Origin of the sequence: Sodaliphilus sp. (assembly GCF_045598405.1) — a bacterium.
Lineage (GTDB): Bacteria > Bacteroidota > Bacteroidia > Bacteroidales > Muribaculaceae > Sodaliphilus > Sodaliphilus limicaballi.
In genome coordinates this window covers 1-4,546 of record NZ_JAZLLZ010000163.1, presented here as the reverse complement: position 1 = coordinate 4,546, position 4,546 = coordinate 1, and the positions used below count along the sequence as shown (strand labels likewise).

The window sequence follows — 4,546 nt, the reverse complement described above, 5'->3', positions numbered from 1 at the left end:
AGCCACCCAGAGAGTCGATGAGCACCGACACCGGCTTGCCGGCATTGTTGGCAAGGATATAGTCAACATAGTCACGGTCGAAGTCGCAACCGCCGACATAGCCTTTCAGGTGCAGGTTGTATGTGTGTTTTGCCATAGTATATCAAATTTCTATGGCACAAAGTTATTACCCAAATAAACAAGGAGAAAAGACAAGCCCACCACGCAGTTTTACGGCTCAAATCGCCTCTAAGTGATGTTTTTTTAGTAACTTTGCAACAGAAATAGCAAACGATATGGCAGAAAACCAGAACATAGAATACAAAGAATCTTGGCGTGACGAATACCTTGGCTGGATATGCGCCTTTGCAAATTCACAAGGAGGTAAACTCTACATCGGAGTGAACGACAAAGGTGAGGTAGTTGGCGTGTCTAACAGCCACAGACTTCTTGAAGATATTCCCAACAAGATTGTAACAGTCCTCGGCCTGGTCTGTGACATCAATCTTTTGACTGAAGACGGCAAGGAATATCTCGAGATTGTAGTTGAGGAAAGCAATGTCCCCATCTCTTTCAAGGGAGAGTATCACGTGCGTTCTGGTGCCACAAAACAAGTATTGAAAGGAAATGCACTCCAGCAATTCCTGTTGAAAAAGAATGGGTTGTCTTGGGATGATATTGTGCATCCCACAGCAACCATGGATTGCATTGACGAGGCGGCAGTTGACTATTTCGTTCGCATGGCTGTTATGGCCCAGCGTCTTCCCCAAGAGGCTAAGTCATATTCTCCGCTTGAGGTGTTACAAAACCTTAATTTGGTTGATGACGAAGGAAAGTTGAAGCTTGCCGCCATACTCCTTTTCGGAAAGAACCCCAACAGATATTTTGTTACCAACGAGTTCAAGATTGGGCGTTTTGTAAACAGCGAGTCCGATCTGGTTATTCAAGATGTCATTGAAGGGAATATCCTGCAAATGGCAGATAAAGTGATGAGTGTGCTCAAGTCAAAGTATCTTGTCGCACCCATTTCTTATGAAGGGTTGCACCGCAAAGAGACCCTTGAAATTCCTGAGTCGGCATTGCGTGAGGCTATCTACAATGCCATCGTGCACAAGGACTATGCAGGTGCATCTATTCAGATGAAGGTATGGAACGATAAGGTGGAATTGTGGAACGATGGTTCCTTGCCTGAAGGTTATACTGTTGACACATTGTTTAGAAAGCACACCTCAAAGCCTCGTAACAAGAACATTGCCAACGCCTTTTACAAGGCTGGCTTCATTGAGTCATGGGGGCGTGGTATTGATAAAATCCGAACAGAGATACAGTCAGCAGGCTTGCCCGAACCCGTGTTTGAAGAAACATGTGGCGGTATGATGGTGACAATTAACCGAGGTAAAACCTTTAGTGACATCATTAGTGACAAGCAACTTGTCCTAAATAATGTCCTAAACAAATTATCTGAGAGACAAAAGATTATATATGACAGACTAAAGGAAACTGGTATTCCCTGTGTCCTAAATGATGGCACGAACAAATCACATGTCGTGAAATATATAAACGAGATTGAAACAGCAAAATCAATTGCGTTGTTCATCGGAGTCAGCGAACGTACTGTTAGAAGAGATTTAGTTGTACTACAAAAGGAAAAATTAGTTATTCATACAGGAACTCTAAACAAAGGTCAATGGGAAATATCATCCTTTGAATAAAAATCAATTTGTTGAAATAGCAGAATATTTATTGAAAATATAGTCGAAAATCAATTCTGCATAAATCAATTTTATGTTTGTTTGTCGCATTTTTGTTTCAAATTTGCGACAGAATTTCAACAAATAAATAGTGTTAGGCTTTGATATTGAAATATTTACTCGCACAAGATAATGCAGAGGGGTGATTTCGGTTTTTTCAACCACATAATGACCGAAAAGAACTAACCGGCAGACAGCATTCTATGCAGAAACTTGGTAAATTAGAAAAAAGAATGTAATTTTGCAGTGTTAAGTCCCGACAGTCCCTGGTTACAAACTGCCGGGTATAGTTTTTTATAGGGTATGTAAAAAATACCCACACACAAAAGCCGACTCACATGTGAAGCCGGCTTTACTTTTTCTACTAACTGCCTTGGACCAGATAGTAGGTAAAAATCAACACTTAATAAAAGGATACGCCTAATTTTTATCCCATCAAATTATATTCAAGAGAAGCCGACTTCACAGCCGGCTCCTCCATTCACAAACTTAATGAAAAGATACTGTCATTCGATAGAGTATATGCGTATTTCGCTGTCAACGTCCTGAAGTGAGTGGACAATGATGTCGGCAGGAATCATGTTGAGCTCACGATTCAACTCAAACTCATCCTTCTCCAGCCACACATAGGCGTAGCGTCCTGAAAGGATTTCAAACTCAATGCTGCCGAAGTAGTTCTTCGTGTCAACATCTTCAACCATGCCCCATTCGCCAGTATCAAGACCAGCCCTGTTGATGCAGTCAAACAAGGTGAAGATTTTCTTTGTCTGCATTTCGATGTCTCTCTCGGGGATTGCCACGCAAACATCAATGCTGTTGTCTGTTAGATTGTCTGTTCTCATTTTTGTAAGAATGAATAAATTGTTAAACACCTGTTTAGCCGAGCTAAACTTTACACTGCATTCCCGACAACACGCCTTGCTCCATAAGAACAAGGATTTCAAGTCAAAATACTACCCGCAGGGGTGGAGATTTTGCATAGAAACGCCGCTTGTCCTTGGGATTGGAGCAGTGTTGTAACTTTGCGGTGTAAAAGTCATGCGGCAGGCAAGGTGTTGCCATTTTCATTCGAGTGAGCACAGCAACACCCCGTGCAACCGTATGGTCATCCGCTTGTGACGCACCCGATGAGAGCGCGTATTGCGACATACTTCACTTCATACTTGTTGACCGATTGGTCACCAGCTGGGCTGCCGAAGGTAATGTCGTGTTTTATTGTGGGGAATGGTTTCTCACGAGAACCTATGAGGAACGAGTTTCCGTTGACATCCGTCACGATGAAAGCCAGTGGCATGGAAGAAGGAACATATTCAGTGGATGAGAAAGTGAGCGTCACCGACTCAACCTTGCCGTGATTGTCACACTCCGATGTGGTCACGCAAATAGCCTCACCGACGAATGGCACTTCAGTTGTTTGTGCAAGGATGCTGACGAGACCTCCGCATATAGCATTAAGCATCACGTTAGGCGTTAGGTTCTCTGCAAGAACATAGTCAATTCTCTTAATGCCAGGAAGTGACTGTTTCGTATTTTTCATACATCAAGCAAATCAAGTAAATCAAACAAATCAAGTAAATCAAGTTCGTTACATTTTTGTGCTCTGTTTTCCGAGTAATTTTAACCCTTCTTAACTTTTTTAGAACTCAAATAAATGTTTCGCTTGCGCTGGTATCGCTTAGCTATGGCGCACCAGTTCTTTTCTTCGAGTTCAATGCCGTGCATTTCCATCCATGCATAGATGACCTGGTCTTGTCGTTTCGTTGACACTACACCGACCTTGTGGAGGTCTTTCCATAGTTCAACATCAAAGCGGTTGCGTATGCAGGTGGTCAAGGCATTCCTTCCCTTCGGTCCGAGGTACCTATAGTACGCTGGGTCTTTGCTCTTGAACACAGGGATGCGTATTGCTACTTGTCCTTCCTTGGCTTCCGTTTGTGGTTCGAGTCCGCGCGGGATTTTCTGTAGGAAAAGTTCAAGGATATTGCTCTCCACCGAGCCGCGGATTAGCCTAACAGGCGACTCCCCACCATTGGCATGAATGAACCATTGGGCAAGATAATCCTCCATATCCAAGAAAATACAGCCGTCATTCATTGTCAACAGTCCTCCTTTCTGTGTTTTGGCGATAGGATTTAAATTCAAATGGGATGACTTCAAACATTTCTCGGAATCGGTCAGCTATACGCACTCCATACTTTACTCTGATTTCATTAGGCGCAAGGTTGGTTGTGATGAGAGTGAACCGGTCTTTTAAGTATCGCTTCTCGAGCAGGTCAATCACAGGACTTTTGACAGTTCCATAATCAAGAATCTCTGCGGGTTCCTTACCGAGGTCATCTATAGCCAGCATGTCACGTTCGGATAATTCGCGCAATTCATCATTGTCTTTAGAATTGATCAGGTCCTTTGCGTCGCAAATTTCTATTCCGACCTTGTAGTTGCGCGGAAGAAAACTGAAATGATGTTCTTTATTCAACTTGTTGATTACACTTTGTATCGCATAAACCAGTGTTGTTTTGCCATTGCCGCATGTTCCACACAGCAATACACCGCACCGAGGTCTCGCTGCGGTCAGTGCCAGAGATAATCTGTAGATTACCATTCTGGTATTCCCGTCATCAATATATTCCCTCCCACGAAGAGCCACCATTGCCATATAGTGGGCTGTTAGATAATTATATCCTCAAATCCGCAGTATAAAATTTGTTAACGTTTTTGCACGCGTTAGAGGGGCATCGCCTGGCCGGATCGGTGGCAACGTGCTAAGTTCTGTGTGTTTTTGTCACGAGCGGGCACACTGCCCCTTTCCCCAATCC

At 43.3% G+C, this 4,546-nt stretch carries 5 protein-coding genes; 1 reads left to right on the top strand and 4 read right to left on the bottom strand.

Annotation, left to right across the window (positions count from 1 at the left end; genetic code table 11):
- Positions 1-275: 275 nt before the first annotated feature.
- Positions 276-1,691: an ATP-binding protein gene (locus ACKI3C_RS11320; protein WP_407405105.1), complete on the top strand. Its 1,416-nt coding sequence runs from the start codon at positions 276-278 to the stop codon at positions 1,689-1,691.
- A gap of 545 nt (positions 1,692-2,236) precedes the next feature.
- Here the strand turns inward: ACKI3C_RS11320 and ACKI3C_RS11315 are convergent.
- From ACKI3C_RS11315 to ACKI3C_RS11300, 4 genes are all read right to left on the bottom strand, one after another.
- Entirely contained in the window at positions 2,237-2,572 is a 336-nt protein-coding gene (locus tag ACKI3C_RS11315; protein ID WP_407405103.1) for a hypothetical protein, read from the bottom strand.
- A gap of 263 nt (positions 2,573-2,835) precedes the next feature.
- On the bottom strand, positions 2,836-3,267 hold the full coding sequence (locus tag ACKI3C_RS11310) for a hypothetical protein (protein WP_407405101.1): 432 nt from the start codon (positions 3,265-3,267) through the stop codon (positions 2,836-2,838).
- Between the two features lie 80 nt (positions 3,268-3,347).
- Entirely contained in the window at positions 3,348-3,824 is a 477-nt protein-coding gene (locus ACKI3C_RS11305; protein WP_407405099.1) for a hypothetical protein, read from the bottom strand.
- Positions 3,817-4,386, bottom strand: coding sequence for a hypothetical protein (locus ACKI3C_RS11300; protein ID WP_407405097.1), 570 nt, complete (start codon positions 4,384-4,386; stop codon positions 3,817-3,819). The genes ACKI3C_RS11305 and ACKI3C_RS11300 overlap by 8 nt, the downstream gene beginning before the upstream one ends.
- Between the last annotated feature and the right edge of the window lie 160 nt (positions 4,387-4,546).

Bases quoted from the DNA above. Each gene is read 5' to 3' on its own strand.
- ACKI3C_RS11320 (WP_407405105.1), top strand. From the start codon at position 276: ATGGCAGAAAACCAGAACATAGAATACAAAGAATCTTGGCGTGACGAA.
- ACKI3C_RS11315 (WP_407405103.1), bottom strand. From the start codon at position 2,572: ATGAGAACAGACAATCTAACAGACAACAGCATTGATGTTTGCGTGGCA.
- ACKI3C_RS11310 (WP_407405101.1), bottom strand. From the start codon at position 3,267: ATGAAAAATACGAAACAGTCACTTCCTGGCATTAAGAGAATTGACTAT.
- ACKI3C_RS11305 (WP_407405099.1), bottom strand. From the start codon at position 3,824: ATGAATGACGGCTGTATTTTCTTGGATATGGAGGATTATCTTGCCCAA.
- ACKI3C_RS11300 (WP_407405097.1), bottom strand. From the start codon at position 4,386: ATGGCAATGGTGGCTCTTCGTGGGAGGGAATATATTGATGACGGGAAT.